Source organism: Acinetobacter sp. YH12097 (assembly GCF_013419225.1).
Classification (GTDB): Bacteria; Pseudomonadota; Gammaproteobacteria; order Pseudomonadales; family Moraxellaceae; genus Acinetobacter; species Acinetobacter amyesii.
Map to the genome: position 1 here is coordinate 59356 of NZ_VPAN01000002.1, position 19284 is coordinate 78639.

Annotated in this window: 17 protein-coding genes and 1 tRNA gene; 9 read left to right on the forward strand and 9 right to left on the reverse strand. The window is 41.2% G+C overall.

Translation table 11 applies throughout. The features are described 5' to 3' along the window. Positions 1-34: 34 nt before the first annotated feature. The 3 genes from gatB to gatC are packed head-to-tail and all read right to left on the reverse strand — an operon-like array spanning position 35 to position 3354. Positions 35-1510, reverse strand: coding sequence for an Asp-tRNA(Asn)/Glu-tRNA(Gln) amidotransferase subunit GatB (gene gatB / locus FTU37_RS01845; protein WP_180123684.1), 1476 nt, complete (start codon positions 1508-1510; stop codon positions 35-37). After that, entirely contained in the window at positions 1510-2988 is a 1479-nt protein-coding gene (gatA, locus tag FTU37_RS01850) for an Asp-tRNA(Asn)/Glu-tRNA(Gln) amidotransferase subunit GatA (protein WP_180022293.1), read from the reverse strand. The genes gatB and gatA overlap by 1 nt, the downstream gene beginning before the upstream one ends. Before the next feature lie 51 nt (positions 2989-3039). After that, positions 3040-3354, reverse strand: coding sequence for an Asp-tRNA(Asn)/Glu-tRNA(Gln) amidotransferase subunit GatC (gene gatC / locus FTU37_RS01855; RefSeq protein ID WP_078189985.1), 315 nt, complete (start codon positions 3352-3354; stop codon positions 3040-3042). A gap of 133 nt (positions 3355-3487) precedes the next feature. Between gatC and FTU37_RS01860 the strand changes: the two genes are divergently transcribed. The 6 genes from FTU37_RS01860 to FTU37_RS01885 all read left to right on the forward strand — a co-directional run bounded on the left by FTU37_RS01860 (position 3488) and on the right by FTU37_RS01885 (position 8253). Further along, positions 3488-4534: a rod shape-determining protein gene (locus FTU37_RS01860; protein WP_086178633.1), complete on the forward strand. Its 1047-nt coding sequence runs from the start codon at positions 3488-3490 to the stop codon at positions 4532-4534. Positions 4535-4550: 16 nt separating this feature from the next. Further along, positions 4551-5408 (forward strand): rod shape-determining protein MreC, encoded by an 858-nt coding sequence (gene mreC / locus FTU37_RS01865; RefSeq protein ID WP_078189984.1) that lies wholly within the window; start codon positions 4551-4553, stop codon positions 5406-5408. Further along, positions 5395-5886, forward strand: a complete 492-nt coding sequence (gene mreD, locus FTU37_RS01870; RefSeq protein WP_168379038.1) for a rod shape-determining protein MreD — start codon at positions 5395-5397, stop codon at positions 5884-5886. The genes mreC and mreD overlap by 14 nt, the downstream gene beginning before the upstream one ends. Then, the gene (locus FTU37_RS01875) at positions 5874-6440 is read left to right on the forward strand and encodes a Maf family nucleotide pyrophosphatase (protein WP_180123685.1); all 567 of its coding nucleotides are present in this window, start codon (positions 5874-5876) and stop codon (positions 6438-6440) included. Before mreD ends, FTU37_RS01875 begins: the two co-directional genes overlap by 13 nt. A 42-nt stretch (positions 6441-6482) precedes the next feature. Beyond that, positions 6483-7937 (forward strand): ribonuclease G, encoded by a 1455-nt coding sequence (gene rng, locus FTU37_RS01880; protein WP_078189981.1) that lies wholly within the window; start codon positions 6483-6485, stop codon positions 7935-7937. A gap of 142 nt (positions 7938-8079) precedes the next feature. Next, a complete protein-coding gene (locus tag FTU37_RS01885; RefSeq protein WP_168379036.1) occupies positions 8080-8253 on the forward strand; it encodes a PA1571 family protein in 174 nt (57 codons plus the stop codon). A gap of 311 nt (positions 8254-8564) precedes the next feature. On the opposite strand, the gene FTU37_RS01890 is transcribed toward FTU37_RS01885, so the two are convergent. Both FTU37_RS01890 and FTU37_RS01895 read right to left on the reverse strand, forming a co-directional pair. Then, a complete protein-coding gene (locus FTU37_RS01890) occupies positions 8565-9944 on the reverse strand; it encodes a wax ester/triacylglycerol synthase family O-acyltransferase (RefSeq protein WP_180026498.1) in 1380 nt (459 codons plus the stop codon). 167 nt (positions 9945-10111) lie between these two features. After that, a complete protein-coding gene (locus FTU37_RS01895; RefSeq protein WP_168379034.1) occupies positions 10112-10846 on the reverse strand; it encodes a phosphoadenylyl-sulfate reductase in 735 nt (244 codons plus the stop codon). Positions 10847-11046: 200 nt separating this feature from the next. Between FTU37_RS01895 and thrH the strand changes: the two genes are divergently transcribed. Continuing rightward, complete coding sequence (thrH, locus tag FTU37_RS01900) at positions 11047-11664, forward strand: bifunctional phosphoserine phosphatase/homoserine phosphotransferase ThrH (protein WP_180113435.1); 618 nt, start codon at positions 11047-11049, stop codon at positions 11662-11664. Positions 11665-11736: 72 nt separating this feature from the next. Here thrH and FTU37_RS01905 read toward each other — a convergent pair whose 3' ends face one another. The 4 genes from FTU37_RS01905 to FTU37_RS01920 all read right to left on the reverse strand — a co-directional run bounded on the left by FTU37_RS01905 (position 11737) and on the right by FTU37_RS01920 (position 16526). Beyond that, complete coding sequence (locus tag FTU37_RS01905) at positions 11737-12888, reverse strand: OmpP1/FadL family transporter (protein ID WP_180004312.1); 1152 nt, start codon at positions 12886-12888, stop codon at positions 11737-11739. 305 nt (positions 12889-13193) lie between these two features. Next, positions 13194-14453, reverse strand: coding sequence for an OmpP1/FadL family transporter (locus FTU37_RS01910; protein WP_180004314.1), 1260 nt, complete (start codon positions 14451-14453; stop codon positions 13194-13196). Positions 14454-14991: 538 nt separating this feature from the next. Further along, a tRNA-Arg gene (locus FTU37_RS01915) sits at positions 14992-15064 on the reverse strand. 73 nt (positions 15065-15137) lie between these two features. Then, positions 15138-16526 (reverse strand): amino acid permease, encoded by a 1389-nt coding sequence (locus FTU37_RS01920; RefSeq protein WP_180050425.1) that lies wholly within the window; start codon positions 16524-16526, stop codon positions 15138-15140. Positions 16527-16856: 330 nt separating this feature from the next. Between FTU37_RS01920 and prpF the strand changes: the two genes are divergently transcribed. Continuing rightward, complete coding sequence (prpF, locus tag FTU37_RS01925; RefSeq protein WP_180004315.1) at positions 16857-18047, forward strand: 2-methylaconitate cis-trans isomerase PrpF; 1191 nt, start codon at positions 16857-16859, stop codon at positions 18045-18047. A gap of 206 nt (positions 18048-18253) precedes the next feature. Continuing rightward, on the forward strand, positions 18254-19231 hold the full coding sequence (locus FTU37_RS01930) for a GGDEF domain-containing protein (protein WP_180123686.1): 978 nt from the start codon (positions 18254-18256) through the stop codon (positions 19229-19231). The last annotated feature ends 53 nt before the right edge of the window (positions 19232-19284 follow it).

Sequence of the window (19284 nt, forward strand, 5' to 3'; positions counted from 1 at the left end):
TTTATAACATAAAATCAATTAATTAGCGAATAAATCAACCAATCAATTTCTTCATCAATTCATTTACTTGCGCAGGGTTTGCTTTACCTTTTGCTGCTTTCATCACTTGACCAACAAGACCGTTAAAGGCTTTCTCTTTACCAGATTTATACTCTTCAACCATCTTCTCGTTAGCAGCAAGTACGTCTTTAATAATCGCTTCAATCGCGCCTGTATCAGTTTCCTGTTTCAAGCCTTTTTCAGCAATAATCTCGTCCGCAGTTTTGCCTTCTTCCCACATAAAGCCGAACACTTGCTTTGCAATCTTACCGTTAATGGTGTTGTCCACAATACGCGCGATCATACCGCCAAGTTTTTCAGCAGATACAGGAGAGTCATGAAGCTCGAAGCCCGCTTTGTTTAAAGCACCTGAGAATTCGCCCATCACCCAGTTTGCAGCCACTTTACCTTGAGCAGCACCGCTAGCAGCTTTCACCACGTCTTCATAAAACTCTGACATTTCACGAGTAAGCGTAAGCACGTGAGCATCGTACTCAGTCACGCCAAAGTCAGCTACAAAACGCGCACGGCGTGCAGCAGGCAACTCAGGCAATGCAGCACGTGCCGCTTCAATTTGCGCATCTGCAATAATTACAGGTAACAAGTCAGGGTCTGGGAAGTAGCGGTAATCGTTCGCTTCTTCTTTAGAACGCATAGAACGCGTTTCCATCTTCACAGGGTCGAACAAACGTGTTTCTTGGTCGATGGTGCCATCCCATTCCAAGATTTCCATTTGACGTTCAATTTCAACATTGATCGCTTGTTCAATGAAACGGAAAGAGTTCAAGTTTTTCAACTCGCAGCGCGTACCAAATGGTTGACCCGGACGACGTAGTGACACGTTACAGTCCGCACGGAACGAACCTTCTGCCATGTTACCGTCAGAAATGCCTAACCAACGCACTAAAGTGTGAATCGCTTTAATGTAGGCAACTGCTTCTTCAACCGAACGCATATCAGGTTCAGAGACAATCTCAAGTAAAGGTGTGCCTGCACGGTTTAAATCGATACCAGATTGACCTTCAAATTGGTCATGGATCGATTTACCTGCATCTTCCTCAAGGTGAGCACGGGTTACGCCAATGCGCTTAACCGTACCATCTTCAAGTTGAATGTCGATATGACCCAAGCCCACAATCGGGTTGTCCATTTGGCTGATTTGGTAGCCTTTTGGAGAGTCAGGGTAGAAATAGTTTTTACGTGCAAATACAGAAGCTTGGTCGATGTAAGCATCGATACCCAAACCAAAGCGAATCGCAAGATCAACTACTTCTTTGTTCAATACTGGCAATACGCCCGGCATTGCCAAATCTACAAGGCTAGCTTGTGTATTTGGGTCTTGACCAAATGTGGTAGATGAACCTGAGAAAATTTTGGTATTGGTCGCAAGCTGAGTGTGAATCTCGATACCAATAACGACTTCCCAACCATCAATCAGGTTAGATTTTGGTTTCGCAGCGTTCTTAGCCATTATGCGTTCTCCTCAGCAATTGCAGCGCGTTGTGTATGCCAATCGGTTGCTTGTTGGTACTGATGCACCACAGACAACAATTGAGATTCTGACCAGTAGTTACCAATCAACTGTAAGCCAACAGGTAAGTTGTCTTTGTCAAAACCAACAGGCGCGTTAATCGCAGGCAGACCTGCCAAGTTCACTGCGATGGTGTAGATGTCACCTAAGTACATTTCTACAGGAGACAGGTTTGCACCAATCTTATATGCAGTTGTCGGTGCAGCAGGGGCAGCAATCACGTCTACAGATTCAAATGCTTTTAAGAAGTCTTGTTGAATTAAACGACGTACTTTTTGTGCTTTCACATAATAAGCATCGTAGTAACCCGCAGAAAGCGCGTATGTACCAATCAGGATACGTTGCTGAACTTCTTTACCAAAACCTTCAGAACGTGAACGCTTGTAAAGATCCATCAAATCCACAGGATTTTCTGCACGGTAGCCATAGCGTACACCGTCGAAACGAGATAAGTTAGACGATGCTTCAGCAGGGGCAATCAAGTAATACGTTGGTACGTAGCTTTCAGTCATGTTCAGGTCAATCTCAACCAAGATTGCGCCCATCTCTTCCAATTTTTTCAGAGATTCTTCAACACGTGCTTTCACGTCCGCATCTAAACCAGCAACATTAAAGTACTGTTTCGGAATACCAATGCGTAATCCTTTTACCGATGTGCCGTTGAGGTTCGCCACGTAGTTATCGACGTCTTTTTCAACAGAAGTTGAATCTTTCGCATCATGACCTGCCATCACGTTCATGAGGTAAGCACAGTCTTCAGCCGAACGTGCCATTGGGCCGCCTTGGTCTAAAGATGATGCATACGCGATCATACCGAAACGTGAAACACGACCGTAAGTCGGTTTAAGGCCAGTCAAACCGCAGAATGATGCAGGCTGACGGATTGAACCGCCTGTATCTGTGCCTGTTGCGAACGGTGCAAGGTCAGCCGCTACCGCTGCCGCAGAACCGCCTGAAGAACCACCCGGAACATGGTTTAAGTTCCAAGGGTTAGCCGTTGCGCCATAAAATGAATTTTCAGAGGTCGAACCCATGGCGAATTCATCCATGTTCACTTTACCTAAAGTGACAAGGCCCGCAGCTTTACCTTTCGCTACAACGGTCGCGTCGTAAGGAGAGATAAAATTATCCAGCATTTTAGAACCAGCAGTGGTTTTAATGCCTTGGGTACAGAAAATATCTTTATGTGCAATTGGTACACCGGTCAACGCAGTTGCATTGCCTGCTTTAATTGCAGCATCAGCCGCATCTGCTTGCGCAAGTGCTTGTTCAGCTGTCACGGTCACGTATGACTTGACTTGAGCATCGATTTTTTCAATGCGTTTTAAATAGTGTTCAGTCAATTCGCGTGAAGAAAATTTAGCGCCAGCCAAACCTTCAGACAATTCACGAATTGATAAGCGATGTAAATCTGTCATGAGAAATATTTCTTTACGTTTAATTTGAAAAAATGTTGATCTGAATAAAAATTATTCAATCACACGCGGAACAAGGTACAAGCCATCCTGTACTGCAGGAGCAACTGCTTGATATGCTTCGCGATGATTGGTCTCAGATACCACGTCTTCACGTAAGGGCTGTGGATTGTCGAATGGACTTTTTAGTGGTTCAACACCGTCAGTATCGATGCCTTTCAGGGTTTCCATCATGCCTAAAATTTTATTTAAACTTTGAGCATAGTCAGCAGATTGCGCTTCATCTAGCGACAATCGAGCCAGATGGGCAATCGCTGAAACTGTTTGTGCATTTAGATCTGCAGAATGCTGTGCATCCGATGTAGACATAACATTACCTAATCAGTATTAAAAAAATTCAAAATATCGTGGCTTATAATAAGCGATTGACTTGTTCAAATCATCACATTTAGTTAAAGTTGCCACCTTGCGTCCATATAAAAGTTTAACTGAGAACGTCCCCGTGATTCTAAAACGACTAATTGGCTTGTTTTCGCCGGATCTTGCCATTGATTTAGGCACTGCAAATACACTTATCTATGCGCCAGGACGAGGCATTATATTAAATGAACCGACGGTGGTGGCAATTCGCCACAGTGGTTCACAAAAAATCGTTGCCGCAGTAGGTCTTGACGCGAAGCAAATGCTAGGTCGTACACCTGCAAATATTTCTGCGATTCGCCCAATGAAAGATGGTGTGATTGCTGACTTTGAAGTCACTGAAACGATGTTGAATCAATTCATTGGCAAAGTGCACGAAAAACGTTTGTTCCCACCTGCACCGCGTGTTGTGGTGTGTGTGCCATGTAAATCGACGTTGGTGGAACGCCGTGCAATCCGTGAAGCTGTATACAATGCAGGTGCACGTGAAGTTCGCTTAATTGAAGAGCCAATGGCTGCTGCAATTGGTGCAGGTATGCCTGTTGAGCAAGCTTGTGGTTCGATGGTTGTCGATGTTGGTGGTGGTACAACTGAAATCGCGATCATTTCACTTCAAGGTTGTGTCTATGCAGACTCACTACGTATCGGTGGTGATGTATTTGATGAACAAATCATTAATTACGTGCGTAAAGCACATGGTTGTGTGATTGGTGAAACCACTGCAGAAAACATCAAAAAAGAAGTTGGTATGGCGCTTCCAGAAGAAGGTGCAAAACCTTTGGAAATCGAAGTCCGTGGTCGGAACTTGGCTGAAGGTGTACCTCGTGCGATTACCGTAACTTCTGATGAAGTGACTCAAGCGATTTCTGATCCACTGCAAAACATTGTGGCTGCGGTTAAATCTGCACTAGAGCAAACGCCACCTGAGTTGTCTTCAGACATCGCAGAACGCGGTATTGTGTTGACTGGTGGCGGTGCATTACTTCGCAATCTTGATAAGCTTCTTGCAAAAGAGACAGGTCTTCCTGTCGTGGTTGCAGAAGATCCACTATCATGTGTTACACGTGGTGGTGGTAAGGTTCTCGAATTCTTCGATAACCCAAATCATGACATGTTATTTGTAGGCTAAGAAAAGGACTCGGCGGGTGCAAACGCAACTGTTTTCAAGACAACCGCCATCTTTTCGCTCATTTATCATTGCGGTGATTACATGCTTGGTGGTGCTTTTCTTTGATTGGCGCATGCCACATGTAATTCAACCGGCCAGAGACGTCTTGTATGCGGCATATAATCCAATTTATGCACTTGCAAGCTATCCAGTGTTATCGCGAGAATGGCTGAATCAACAAACCAAGTCTGAAGCTCAATTACGTCGTGAAAATACCGCGATGCAAGCAGAGTTAATTCAGGCTCAAGTCCGTTTACAGAAACTTTCTGAACTTTCTGCTGAAAATACTCGACTGCGTGGACTACTCGATACACCACTCATCATTGATGGTCGTATGGAGATTGCCGAAGTCATTGGTACCGATGCTGATCCCTTACGTCATATTATTGTGATTAACCGTGGAGCCAGCAGTCAGCTTAAAGTGGGACAAACTGTACTCGATGACAAGGGTATTATGGGGCAAATTATCAATGTTTACCCGCATAGTAGCCGTGTCATGTTGCTCTCAGACAAAGAGCACTCTTTATCCGTGCGGATGGAGCATACCGGTATGCGCGCAATCGTTACGGGTACAGGTGACTTAGGTCGACTTAAAATGGAATACGTACCAACCAGTGCCAATATCAAAGTCGGTGAAAAAGTCTATAGCTCAGGGCTAGGGGCACATTTCCCAGCGGGTTATTTGGTAGGGACAGTGTCGAAAGTCAGTCGTCACAATAGCGGTGAATTTGCCCAAATTGATATCAATCCTGCTGCCCAATTGGCAGGTGGTCATCATGTGGTTGTGCTATTTTCCGATTCTTTAGCGATGGAGCAACCGCATGTCACTCGCTAAGCTTAGTCGTCATACAGAGCGCGACCCATTATTTCCGATTATCTTTTCCATCATTTTGGCATCCGTGCTGATGGTGTATCCGCTTTCTTATGACCTATCGGGTTGGCGCCCATTATTCATGATGATGATCATGCTATTTTGGGTACTCTGTCAGCCGACATGGTGCGGTGTTTGGTTTGCATTTGCCACAGGTCTCTTTACCGACTTATTGACTGATGCGCCATTTGGCATGAACGCACTGAGTTTTGTGGTCATTGCATTTGTGACACGCTTTTTGACCCGTGAACGTCGTATCCTCACATTTGGTAATTTATGGATTATTGCTGCAATGGCAATTTTCGCGCATTTACTGTTTGTGTGGATTGTTCAAGTGATGGGTGGGGCACAGTTTTCATTTGCTCGCCATTGGCAGCCAATTGTTACTAGCTTACTCATTTGGCCAATCATGTATTACTTCCTGAGAAAATGGCGCATATAATTTTAGCTTCGAGTTCTCCTCGACGACGCGAACTATTGCAACAATTGGGTCTGGAATTTGACATTTTCAGTCCAGATATTGATGAGTCCGTGTTGGAAGGAGAACCTGTGGCGGATTATGTAGAGCGTTTAGCACGTGCTAAAGCTTGCGCAGTACAACAACAATTCCCTGATGCTATCGTTATTGCCGCCGATACCAGTTTAGGCGTAGAAGAGCACATTTTAGGAAAACCAGCGTCGAAAGCACATGCTTTTTCTATGTGGGAAATGATCTCTGGACGAAAACATGATGTGTTTTCAGGTGTTTGTGTCAGTACAAAAGATCAAATATACAGTATAGTAGTGCGTACACAGGTTGAATTTCAAACGCTGAGTTTAGCTGACATGGAAAGCTATTGGGCAACAGGTGAACCAATCGGCAAGGCGGGAGCCTACGCCATTCAAGGAATTGCTGCGCGCTATATTCCTTGTATTGAAGGGAGCTACAGCAATGTCGTTGGGCTGCCTTTGCATGAAACCGTACAGTTATTACAGACAGTTAAGGCATTAAATTAACTGCTGCAACACAAGAATTTTTATAATGTTTTGAGTTTTGATATGTCTGACGAGTTGTTGATTAACGTCACACCGATGGAATGTCGTGTGGCGTTGATTCAAAACGGTACGGTCAATGAATTATTTGTTGAACGCACTGTGAAGCGTGGGTTAGTGGGCAATATTTATAAAGGGAAGGTTGTTCGCGTGCTTCCGGGTATGCAGGCTGCTTTTATTGATATTGGATTGTCGAGAACGGCTTTTTTACATATCAATGATATGGTCTGGCAGCGCAATCAACCGACCCCGAACGTTTTTGAGCTGTTACAACCGGGGCAAGTACTCACTGTACAAGTCATGAAAGATATGTTGGGTACCAAAGGTGCACGACTTTCTACTGATCTTTCTATTCCTTCCCGTTACCTCGTTTTAATGCCATATGGCAGTCATACCGGTGTTTCACAGCGCATTGAGTCTGAAGAAGAACGTGATCGCTTGCGTAGCATGATTGAACGCATTCAAAAGGAACACAACTTACCGGGTTCAGTCATCGTTCGTACTGCCGCCGAAGGTATTCCTGAATGTGAAATTGCGCAGGACATGGCTTATTTAGCAAAACTGTGGGAATACATTCAACGTAAACAACGCAGTATTGTTGTGCCTTCATTGATTTTTGAAGAGCTACCTTTACCACAACGCGTCATCCGTGATTTGGCCAATGAAGATACGTCTAAAATTCAGGTCGACTCACGTGAAGTGCATGGCAAATTGCAAGAGTTTGTTCAAGAATTTGTACCGAGTATGCAAAATCGCTTACTGCATTATCCGGGTGAGCGTCCAATTTTTGACTTGTACAATGTCGAAGAGGATATTCAGAAAGCCTTACAGACACGTGTAGCACTTAAGTCTGGCGGCTACCTGATGATCGATCAAACTGAAGCGATGACCACGATTGATGTCAATACTGGCTCCTACGTCGGTGGTCGTTCGCTTGAAGACACTGTGTTTAAAACCAATATGGAAGCCACACAGGTCATTGCACGTCAGCTCCGACTACGTAACTTGGGCGGGATTATCATTATTGACTTCATTGATATGCAAGAAGCACATCATCGTGAAGAGGTGATGAGCCAGTTTGAGAAAATGCTTGAGCGCGATCATGCTAAAACCAAGATCACTCAAGTGTCTGAGCTGGGTTTGGTGGAAATGACTCGGAAACGCACCCGTGAATCTCTGGAGCATCTACTTTGTGATTCTTGCCCGACCTGTCAGGGGCGTGGTTATGTGAAAACGGCTGAAACAGTTTGCTATGAAATTTTCCGTGAAATCTTGAGATATGCACGTGCTTATGAGTCACAAAGTGGCTTTACCGTGGTGGCACATCCGTCGGTGATTGACCGATTGTTAACTGCTGAAGCACCTGCGGTAGCTGATTTAGAGCACTTTATTAGCCGTGTGATCAAGTTCCAAGTGGAAAATTTATATACGCAAGAGCAATACGATATCATTCTGAGCTGAAATTGTAACAGAATATCGTTAAACACTTGTTACAACTGAGATTTTACTTTTGAACTGTTATTTTGAATACTAGATACATCAAATAGCCAAAGCCATTTTCCTGCATTGGACTTGAAAATGGTTTAGCAAAAAGAGGTGTACTATGGGTGTTAGTAAAACAGTAATGAAAAGTGGTCTTAAAACTGTTGTTGAAGCAAAAGCGATCCATTCAGGTTATATCGTGGATGAGCGTGGTAATGAAGTTCAAATTACAGCGTCTATGATTCGTTCTGCTTGTCATCAGTTACTTAAACAGTGCCGAGCAATTAAAGCTTAAATATTGAAATATAAATAATGTAATCCAGAGGGTTAAAGTGCTAACGCGCAATTCTAAAATATTTAATGCGCTAAAATTTTATAAATAATGGAAAATAAACTTAATTATCAGTTCGTATCTACAAGTCATAATTAAACAATAACAACGGATTTGTTCACCTAAATTTTAGCTTATACACGTAAATTGCTCCAAAAAATCACTCAAAGTTCAAATGATAAAAACCCGTCTAGATTGTTTAATTTAGACGGGTTTTTAATTTTTTTGATGGTTCAATCTGCTGATGAATTGATACAAAATCTAGAAACTGGCGGTTAGCTAACCGCCTGTAACTTTGGGGAATCTTGGTTCACAATAGTTTCAAATCGTTGAATTTCTTCTTCCAAATGCGTGAGTAAATTTTGCATTTTTGGCAGCGCATTACGACATGCCGTTAAACCCACTTCAAGCTTATCTAAATAGCTGGTCATGGTGATATTAAGCGCTTGACCATCCAAAACAATAGACGCTGGGTAGAGCGCTTCTAAACGTGCACCATTCCAATATAACGGCTCTTGTGGGCCGGGAACATTCGAAATGACCAAGTTAAAGGCCTGACGTTTTGGCATGAAGCCTGATGCAATATTTAAACCTGCTGCACTGTAGACAAAAGCACTGTAGTTTAAAATTTGATTCGAGTTCATCCGCTTAAAGCGCTCTTTGGCATTGAGCACACTACGACGCACAATTTTTAAGCGCTCTAGCGGATCTTCTTTATGGGTTCCAAGATTGGCCAAAATCATGGTAATACGGTTAGACATATCTGAATCATCGGTACGCACAGATGCAGGCACCATGGCAATCAATGGCTTTTTAGGTAATGCATTTTGTGTAATTAAATACTCACGTAATGCGCCTGAACAAATTGCGAGCACAATATCGTTAATTGTTACGCCGAGTGACTTGGCAATATGTGACAAACGTGAAAATTCAAAAGACTGAGCAGCGAAACGACGAGAAGAACTAACCCGTTGGTTTAATATTGAACTCGGCGCTTGGAAACTAGACACATAATCTGGGTTACGCCCCATATCTTTCATTACTGTTTGTGACAGTTCGTACAAAACTCGTGGAGTTGAGTCAAGTTGTCCCTTAATGGTCGATAACAGACCTTTCATACGACTGGCTTTAGGCTGCTTCAGGCGTTTTGCACGAGGGCCTTCTACACACCATGGTGGCACAATACTTTTAGCATCTGGGTCATGCGAAAGCGATTTTTCAACTAAACGCATACCTGCAATGCCATCGACCATCGCGTGGTGGATTTTGAAGTACATGGCAAAACGATTGCCTTCAATGCCTTCAATAATATGGCAGGTCCAAAGCGGTTTTGCACGGTCAATCAGCGCACTGTGTTCCTGTGAAATATAAGTCAAAAGTTCACGGATACGACCGGGATGCGGCAGTGCGATATGGCGGAAGTGATGATCTAAATCAAACTCTTCGTCTTCATCCCAAAAGAAGCCGTTGAGTTTATTGTTAAAAGGAGGAATAGGAATGGATTTTGAATTACGAATATCTGCGACTAAATCTTGAATAAAAGTATCTGGTGCATTGTCAGGGATCTGAAATAAAAATAGACCACCTACGTGCATCGGTTGTTGCCGTTTCTCTAAATTTAAGAATATGAAATCAATAGGATGTAATGGACGCATAGCGTTGATTGCCTCACTGCAATTTCTACAGCTGCTCATGTATGAGTAGCATTGTTAGAATTATTAAATTGTCATTTGCAGTATAGCGTTTTTACGTTGAAATGATACGGAATTATGTGTATCTATGCGTTGAAAAAAACCACTGCTATGCAGTGGTTTTGTGATCTTTATTTTTTCATGTTGCCTGCGTGTAAGCCGCATTCTTTATGGGTTGCATCTTCCCACCACCAGCGACCTTCACGTTCGTGTTGATTCGGTAAAACAGGTCGAGTACATGGTTCACAGCCAATCGAGATAAAGCCACGTTCGTGTAGTGGATTATATGGAATTTCCATGAGACGGATATAGTTCCATACATCAGCGCTAGACCAGTTTGCCAAAGGATTATATTTAATCAATTGCTTGCCCGGACCTGAAAAACCTGGGTCAGCTTGTACCACTGGAATTTCATTACGTGTGCCTGGGCTTTGGTCTTTACGTTGACCTGTGATCCAGCCATCTAAAGTGGCTAGTTTTTTACGCAAAGGTTGTACTTTACGGATACCACAGCATTCTTTATGTTCATCTTGATAGAAGCTAAAAAAGCCCTTTTCTGTTACCAGTTTTTGTACGGCATCACTTTCTGGGAAACAGATTTCAATATCAATTTTATAATGTTTACGGACAGTATCTAAAAATTGGTAAGTTTCAGGGTGTAAGCGACCGGTATCTAAACTAAATACACGAAAAGGAATCCCTAAGTTTGATGCAAGATCAATCAGTACAACATCTTCTGCACCAGAAAAGGAAATCGCAACTTCACCTTGCTGGCTAAGCGCAAGTTTCATAATCTCAGAAGGTGATTTATCTGCATATTCAGATGCAAGTGCATCGACAAGGTCAATAGTAGGGATGGTAGTCATGAATGTCCTGGCTATAGGCTTGGAACGTTAAAACCTATATTAATTTATTTCAGAACTATTTTAATGGAAATGCTAAAACACACTTATCACTAAAAAATAGATACTTATGAAAAAAATAGATTTAAAAAAGAACAATGCATTTTTTTATTCTTCCGCTATGATAATGAAAAATTTTTTTCACATAACAGAGGGTAGAGTGCATGGAAGTCGTTTGTTTAGATCTAGAAGGGGTTTTAGTACCTGAAATTTGGATTAATTTTGCGAAAAAAACAGGCATTAAAGAACTTGAAGCAACGACTCGTGACATTCCAGATTACGATGTGTTGATGACTCAGCGTTTAAATATCCTAAAACAACACGGTTTGGGTTTAAACGATATTCAAGACGTAATCGCAGATATGGGGCCATTTGAAGGTGCAAAAGAGTTTGTAGAGTGGGTGCGTACTCATTTTCAATTGATTATTCTTTCAGATACTTTCTATGAGTTTGCACATCCATTAATGCAGCAACTTGGTTGGCCAACGATTTTCTGCCACAAATTAGAAACTGATGAAAATGGTATGATCTCAGCTTATAAGCTTCGTCAACCTGATCAAAAGCGTAAAGCCGTTCAAGCATTGCATGGGTTAAACTTCCGGGTGATTGCAGCAGGTGATTCTTATAACGATACGACGATGCTTAGTGAAGCAGATGCGGGTTTCTTATTTGATGCGCCTGACAATGTGATTGCAGAATTTCCACAATTCCCACCAATTCACGGCTATGCTGCATTAAAAGAAGCGATTCGTAATGCTTCAGTGCGTGATATTCCAGCTTAATTCTGTATAGCTGGTTATAGAAAAGGGCGCTTATGCGCCCTTTCTTGTTTAATGCAAAGCTGTTCTAACAACTTAGAAGCGATAGCCTATTTTCAAACCATAGCCAAGCGCATGGTTATCTTCAAATTCACCTACTGGATTACCACCAGTTTGAGCAGTAGCATCACCTAACCAGAAGTATTTAACACCTGCTTGGATGAAATAGTTTTCAGCAGGACTATATTGACCACCTAGACCAACATTCCAATTCCCTTCAACAGGGCCTAAAGTCGTAATAGGGTTGCCAGCACCCGAATCGTAACCTACAGATGCAGAACCAGACCATTTGCTGTTAAATTTATGGCCTACACCAACATTAGCTGACCATTGGTCGTCTGAGTAATCAATAAGATTTTGACGGACATGAGGTGCTGGAATTGAACTTACGTTACCAAGTAAAGTTGGTTTAACCGCAAACTGGCTCCAATGTACCCAACGAACATTGGCAAATGCTAGCGTATCTTTAGCAATACCTGTTTGGAAATCTAAGTTAACTGATTGAGGTGTTGTTGCATCAACAGATGATGTCAGCGCACTTAAAGATGGATACGGTAGAAGCGTAGTTTCATTGGATTTTGTATTATGTTCAATTTCAGAGCGGTAGGTAATAGCCGCTTTTAATGCAATTTCAGGAATCGAATAAGCAACACCTGCTAACCAGCCATAAGCTTCTTCACGTTCCATTTCGATGTTATAAGTACCAAGTTTGGCATTACCACCATAAGCAGCACCACGTAGTTTGATATTGGCTTCTACAGTTTGCCAAACTGGACCTGCATAAAAGTTCCAATTTTCGTTTGGTTGGTAACCAATTAGGGCAGTTAAGCTTTCAGTTTTAACATCTACAGATGTACCTTGAGCACCATTACCAAATACTTGCGATGCAGCATCATATTCAGCTTCTGCACCGTATGGTTGGTCGTAAATTAAACCTAGTGAAATTTTGTCAGTCGCTTGTACTTTGACAGCAGCGGAAGGGAAGTAATATGACTTCGCCATGTCATCGACATTAAGTTCATTTGACTTTACTTCTGCATCTAGAACAGTGATACCTGCTTCTGCATAGTTACCAGGTTGTAAGAATGCTGAAATAGACTGACCTGAACGATCTAGACCCGCTGCAAATAATGATGCTGTTGGTAAAGCGGTAAGTAAAATTGCGTAGCTAAGGTGATTTAAGCGCATACTTTTCCCTGTTTGTAACTTTTGATGTTATTTCAATGTGTGGAAAGTAACATAAATAGAAAAACAGTAAATAAGAGTTGCTACTCTAAAATTGAACTAGGGAAGTTAAAAAATGAGCATGACTAGAGTATTTATTCTAGTGATTGATAATTATCTTTATGATTTTTAAATGAAAAATTAGAGTAAAAAGCTTAGTTTTTGATAAATGTTTTAGTAAATTTAAATGTTTATTGTTTGATCAAACAAGATAGGGAAAGAATAAAAAGTTAGGGCCATAGCGAACTATGGCCCGAATCATATTTAAATTAGAAGCGGTAACCGATTTTTAAACCGTATGCCCAAGCATCGTTATCTTCAAATGATGCTACTGATTCATTTGTACCAAACATTGATGCAGGTTGTGCTTCAGCATCACCTAACATGAAGTATTTAACACCACCTGCGATAAAGTAGTTAGGCGCTGGGCTGAATTGTAAACCTAAGCCAACGTTCCAGTAGCCTTCAGTAGGACCAAGTGTTGATACAGGGTTGCCTGCACCAGAATCCCAACCTACAGAAACGTTACCAGCCCATTGTTCACTCAATTTACGACCTATACCAACTGTAGCATTGATTTGATCGTCAGAATAAGCAACAAGGTCAAATCCACCAACAGGACCACGACCAAGGGCACCTAATGTTTCAGATGCTTTACCAAAAGCGGTTGGGCGAATTGCAAAATTTGACCAATCTACCCAACGTACATTTGCAAATGCGACAGTGTCGGCCATGATACCAGTTTGAAAATCAAGGTTAACAGACTGCGGTGTGGTGATCTTAGTGTCAGCACGCGTTGAAAAAGCACCGCCTAGTAGAGCACTGCTTCCAGTTTCAGTGGTTGCAGCTTCGTGATCAATCTCAGAACGGTAAGTAATAGATGCTTTTAAAGCAATTTCTGGGATTTGGTACGCTACTCCTGCTAACCAACCAACGGCACTATCTTCTTTCATATTTGCATTATATAAACCGAGAGCTTGGTTTGCTCCATATGCAATACCGCGTAGTTGAACATCACCTTTTACTGTTTGATAAACACCACCGCCGTATATGTTAAAATTTTCAATTGGTTGAAAACCTAATATCATCGAGATATTTTGAGTGTTAACTTCGACTTCCGTTGTTTCGCCCATTAATTGGAATGCGCCAGGGTTACCTGCAACTGGTAGTGTTTGATCTGTTGCACTATATTTAGCTTCTGCACCAAAAGGTTGATCATATAGTAAACCAAAAGAAAAATTATCAGTTAGCTGTAATTTTAATGCTGCGTGTGGAAAATAGTAATCACCCGCCATGTCATCTAGTGATGTATTAGCAAGAGCTCCTAATGTTGGGTTGCTAGCAGGTGCAGTGCTGTTCATCTTCCCTGAAACATTCGGATCTAAAACCGAAATACCTGCTTCAAAATAGTTCCCTGGTTGTAAAAATGCAGAAATAGATTGTCCTGAACGATCTAGTGCTGCTGCAAAAGCACCTGTCATTGGAACTGAAGCAAGAATCATGGCTGTAGCTAAAGTTTTTAATTTCATTCTTCGTCATTCCTTGAGATACGAATTTGATTTTTATGGTTACTGCATATATTCGTTATGGAAAACTTCTTAATACTCTTAGGCTTAATTGTTACTCCATGTGACAAAAATAGCATAATTAAAATAAGAGTAAATGCTCTAGATTGAAAAATATGGCTAAAAGTTGCTATTTTTAGAGTAAAAGTACTAATTAGTATATATAACATTTTGATTATTATTTAATATTTTCATTTAGCGCATTATTTTCTAAACCTAGAAAAAAATTGAAAAAATTTTGATATGAGCAGTCATAAATTGATTTTTTGGCCTTATGGACCATACTATGTGTCGTTTTTTGCATTGAGAGGTAGGTGGTTATCACATTTTAAAGCGCTATTTAACTGTTCTTAAAAATAGTCTTTGAACAGTAATCTTTGTAAAAACAATAACTAAGTTAAAAACTGTAATTGATGGGTTTTTAGTGTGAAAGGTTCTTTCTTTATATTTATTGGTATATGGGGGATTACAAATACAGGGAGGAGGGATATCTCAGAAATTGTGCGCTCTGCGGGACTCGAACCCACGTCGGTCGCTTAGGAGGCAACTGCTCTATCCAGTTAAGCTAAGAGCGCAAGACGGAGGCTAATGTACTCCTATTTTAGCTAAAAAAAAAGTTATTGCCGAAACAATAACTTTTTAAATTACTTAGTCTTTATGAACTTCATTGGGGTCAATGTCGCTCAAATCTTTAGGATTAAGATAGTTAAACATTAATAACATGACTGTAATCCAAACAGGGATCATTAGAACAGATTCCATAAAGCCCTGAGTCCACATAATAAAGAGAACTAAAGCAATAAAGATCAGAACGATGTAGTTGCTGACTGGTGCCCAAAGTGCAGGATAAGACGTTGTAAAATTCAAAATACGTTTTGCACGACGGAACTGTAAGTGAGTCATGGTAATCATCGCCCAGTTCAGGACAAGTGCACCAACCACCACATACATTAAGTGACCAAGCGCATCTTCAGGTACGAAGTAGTTTAAGAGTACGCAACCGAAAATCAGGACTGCAGAAAGTAATACCGCTGGAATTGGCACGCCACTTTTGTTGGTTTTAGCGAAAACTTTTGGAGCATTACCTTGCTTCGCCAAGCTGTAAAGCATACGGCTATTGGCATACATACCGCTGTTATAAACAGACAGTGCTGCAGTTAAAATAATGAAGTTCAGTAAATGTGCAGCCCAATCAATACCCAGTTGGCTAAAGATCATCACAAATGGACTTTTGTCTAAACCACCTAGTTCAAGCTGATTCCATGGCACAAGTGATAATAGAATAGTCAAAGAACCCACGTAGAAAATCAAAATACGAAAAACAACTTGGTTAATCGCTTTAGGAATAGTTTCTTTTGGATTTTCAGCTTCCGCTGCCGCCATACCAATCAGTTCAATACCACCGAAGGCGAACATCAAGAAAGCTAGCATGAAGAATAAGCCTTCAAAACCATTTGGGAAGAAGCCGCCCTGACTCCATAAGTTGGTAAATGATGCTGTAGAGTTGGCATCTGCTGTAAGTAGCAAATACAAACCAAATACGATCATCGAAATAACTGCAGTGACTTTAATAATCGACAGCCAAAACTCAGATTCACCATAAAACTTCACATTGCCTAAGTTTACTACAGTGATGATCACGAAGAAGAACAGTACAGATGCCCACGCTGGAATATGAGGCCACCAGTAATTGATGTATTTCGCAACAGCGGTGAGTTCTGTCATTGCCACTAAAATATAGAGAATCCAGTAGTTCCAACCTGTTAAGAAACCTGGAAATTTCCCCCAATATTTATATGCAAAATGGCTAAATGAACCCGCTACAGGTTCATGGACGATCATTTCACCCAACTGACGCATAATTAGAAAGGCGATCAAACCGCCAATGGCGTAGCCAAGAATAATGGATGGTCCAGCAGATTGAATCACATGCGCTGAGCCCAAGAATAAGCCTGTACCAATTGCACCACCCATGGCAATCAATTGAATATGACGATTCTTTAAGCCACGCTTGAGTTCGGAGGAATTGGTAGTCAAGTTACTCTTCCCGAGAATGGTTTAATTTTGGTAATTGTAATGTATAGAGAATGAATAGCCTAGTAGCTCAAAATTTATGAAAAATATTTATAGGTTTAATAACCTATTTTTCGTTTTAAATGCTGAATTAAAAATTTATGAATCAATAGATTAATTTTATTTTAATTGAAATTCTGATGCTTGGTTTTATATGGAAAAGGTATCGAATGTTGTTTTTTTATACTTAAGTCATGTGATTGTTAAAACTTCAATTAAACATTGTATGATGCAAAAGCGCAGAAAAGAACGCTCTGCCAAAACACAATGATAAAGATTAAGGATTCAATAAAAATGAGTTTTGCTCCCCAAATTAAAATTGCAGCGACTTATATGCGTGGTGGTACAAGTAAAGGTGTATTTTTCAAGCTAGATGATTTGCCCCTTGCAGCACAACAAGCTGGAAAAGTTCGCGATCAACTTTTATTACGTGTGATTGGCAGTCCAGATCCTTATGGCAAACAAATTGATGGGATGGGTGGAGCGACTTCAAGTACCAGTAAAACCGTGATTTTGGCAAAAAGTTCACAGCCTGAGCATGATGTAGACTATCTATTTGGACAAGTGTCGATAGATAAAGCATTTGTCGACTGGAGTGGTAACTGCGGAAACTTAACGGCAGCGGTTGGTGCATTTGCCATTTCAAATGGTTTGGTTGAGGCATCACGTATTCCTGAAAATGGTTTGTGTACGGTTCGCATTTGGCAAGCCAATATTCAAAAAACCATTATTGCGCATGTACCTATTACTGATGGTGCAGTACAAGAAACCGGTGATTTTGAACTAGATGGTGTGACCTTCCCAGCAGCCGAAGTTCAAATTGAATTTTTAGACCCCGCAGATGATGGTGAAGATGGCGGCGCTATGTTCCCTACAGGGAATTTGGTCGATACCTTAACCGTACCCGATGAAGGCAGTTTCCCTGCAACATTCATTAATGCAGGTATTCCAACGATTTTCTTAAATGCAGAAGATATTGGTTATGTCGGCACTGAACTGCAAGATGCGATCAACGGTGATGCTAAGGCATTGGCCCGTTTTGAAAAAATCCGTGCTTATGGTGCGCAGCAAATGGGTTTGATTTCAGATATTGCTGAAGCAGAGCAACGTCAACATACACCAAAGATTGCATTTGTTTCAAAACCGAAAGCTTATACATCTTCGAGTTCTAAACAAATTTCAGAACACGATACGGACTTATTGGTTCGTGCCTTGTCGATGGGGAAACTGCATCATGCCATGATGGGCACAGCGGCAGTTGCCATTGGTACAGCAGCTGCGATACCGGGGACACTTGTGAACTTAGCCGCGGGTGGTGGGGAGCGAGAAGCCGTGCGTTTCGGACATCCATCTGGGACGTTACGTGTAGGTGCGCAAGCGATTTATGAAAATGGTCAGTGGGTCGTTAAAAAAGCCGTAATGAGCCGAAGTGCGCGTGTCTTAATGGAAGGTTGGGTGCGTATTCCTGCGGATAGTTTGGATTAAGCATTTAACATCTCATTTGAAATCAGCCTCTGCTTTGCAGGGGCTTTTTTTTGCCTTTATCTTTTATATGAATAAGCAAATCATGAATTGGTATATATTTTTATATAATATGAACTGCATTTAATATTAGAAAGTTTCTGTGATTTATGTCAGATTAATTTTGTTAGCATTTTGCGTAGCTTTGCCCTGAAAAAAGTAGCGAAACCATGCTTAAAAAAGACTTAATAAAATCGGAAATACCTACTGAACAATTGGCTGTATTAGAAGCGTTGCCAATGCCTGCTGCGTTATTTTCTGCCACAGCTGAGCTGATATGCGCCAATCAAATATTTAAACATCGGTTTCAGTCAGACTTACAAGAGATCGTATTAAATCATGTGTCTGTGATGCAGCAAAAAACCAAAGCCACAAGTTCTGAGTTTGATTTACGCTGTTTAGAGAACGATAGCATTGAACCCTTTATGTATAGTGAAAATGAACGGCATTATTGGTTCACGCTCAAACCAAAGTTTCAACAAAGTGGCGATTTGGAACGTGTGTTGTTGTGCTGTGCGGATATTACAAATTTAAAGCAATTCGAATTATCGCTGTTGAAACATAACCAACAACTCGAACAACAAGTTTATTTTGATTATCTGACAGGGATAAAAAATCGACGAGGTTTTGATTTAGACCTTTCTCAGTGGCAAAAAAGCTTCGCGGTTGAACAAGCCGATGAAATTTGTTTGATGATGCTCGATTTAGACAATTTTAAGCAAATCAATGATATCTACGGTCATGCGTTTGGCGATGAGGTTTTAAGAAAAAGTGCGCAGCTTTTAAGGGTGCAAATTAGTCAACACGCAGATGCACAAATATATCGCATGGGTGGGGAAGAGTTTGCAATGATTTTGCCACGCACGGCTATATCGACTGCATGTTCGATTGCACAACAATGTTGTGAGCAAATCTATGCTTCTTCGATGAATTATGCGGATAAGGCTTTACAACTGAGTATCTCATGCGGAGTGGCCTTGTGGGATGGTACAGAGTCATTTTTTGAAACATTGGCACGTGCCGATCAGGCTTTGTATCAAGCCAAGAAAGGCTCGAAAAATTGTACTTGTTTTAATGATGGACAAAATGTGGCGCTATTTGAGGAAACGACATTTAAAAAACCATCAGACTGTGGGAAAAACACATAGATTTAGGTCGTAACATAGAGAAAGATCTGAGAAAGCAGTATGATGCAACAGGT

Coding starts and splice junctions, on each gene's coding strand:
- FTU37_RS01885 (WP_168379036.1), top strand. CDS start 8,080: ATGGGTGTTAGTAAAACAGTAATGAAAAGTGGTCTTAAAACTGTTGTT.
- FTU37_RS01895 (WP_168379034.1), bottom strand. CDS start 10,846: ATGACTACCATCCCTACTATTGACCTTGTCGATGCACTTGCATCTGAA.
- mreD (WP_168379038.1), top strand. CDS start 5,395: ATGTCACTCGCTAAGCTTAGTCGTCATACAGAGCGCGACCCATTATTT.
- thrH (WP_180113435.1), top strand. CDS start 11,047: ATGGAAGTCGTTTGTTTAGATCTAGAAGGGGTTTTAGTACCTGAAATT.
- FTU37_RS01910 (WP_180004314.1), bottom strand. CDS start 14,453: ATGAAATTAAAAACTTTAGCTACAGCCATGATTCTTGCTTCAGTTCCA.
- FTU37_RS01875 (WP_180123685.1), top strand. CDS start 5,874: ATGGCGCATATAATTTTAGCTTCGAGTTCTCCTCGACGACGCGAACTA.
- FTU37_RS01905 (WP_180004312.1), bottom strand. CDS start 12,888: ATGCGCTTAAATCACCTTAGCTACGCAATTTTACTTACCGCTTTACCA.
- rng (WP_078189981.1), top strand. CDS start 6,483: ATGTCTGACGAGTTGTTGATTAACGTCACACCGATGGAATGTCGTGTG.
- gatB (WP_180123684.1), bottom strand. CDS start 1,510: ATGGCTAAGAACGCTGCGAAACCAAAATCTAACCTGATTGATGGTTGG.
- gatA (WP_180022293.1), bottom strand. CDS start 2,988: ATGACAGATTTACATCGCTTATCAATTCGTGAATTGTCTGAAGGTTTG.
- FTU37_RS01930 (WP_180123686.1), top strand. CDS start 18,254: ATGCTTAAAAAAGACTTAATAAAATCGGAAATACCTACTGAACAATTG.
- gatC (WP_078189985.1), bottom strand. CDS start 3,354: ATGTCTACATCGGATGCACAGCATTCTGCAGATCTAAATGCACAAACA.
- prpF (WP_180004315.1), top strand. CDS start 16,857: ATGAGTTTTGCTCCCCAAATTAAAATTGCAGCGACTTATATGCGTGGT.
- FTU37_RS01890 (WP_180026498.1), bottom strand. CDS start 9,944: ATGCGTCCATTACATCCTATTGATTTCATATTCTTAAATTTAGAGAAA.